Here is a 281-nt window from a genome sequence, read left to right as displayed (position 1 = left end):
GTCTTAGATGGTTACATCAAGTTAAGCGCAGGAAGGTAATATGTTTGATATTCTTTTGTATCTTTTTGAAAATTACATTCATAGCGAAGCGGATATATTTGCAGAGCAAAATGAGTTAACCGATGAGCTACTGCGTGCGGGCTTTAATAAGCCTGAGATATTTAAAGCTTTTGATTGGTTAGAGCAACTAGCCGATTTACAACACAGCGATGAGTCTCCTTATCTTATTGCTAACCCTAAAGATGCTGTGCGTATATTTACCGATAGTGAATGCCAAAGGC

Annotated in this window: 1 protein-coding gene; it reads left to right on the top strand. The window is 38.1% G+C overall.

Annotated elements, in window-relative coordinates:
• Positions 1-40: 40 nt before the first annotated feature.
• Positions 41-281: DUF494 family protein (locus AAEY83_RS14200; RefSeq protein WP_351059833.1), on the top strand; the 241-nt coding region annotated here is incomplete at its 3' end.

This window comes from Psychrobacter sp. TB20-MNA-CIBAN-0197, assembly GCF_040309765.1.
Taxonomy (GTDB): Bacteria; Pseudomonadota; Gammaproteobacteria; order Pseudomonadales; family Moraxellaceae; genus Psychrobacter; species Psychrobacter submarinus.
This window is presented reverse-complemented; position numbering and strand designations above follow the sequence as displayed.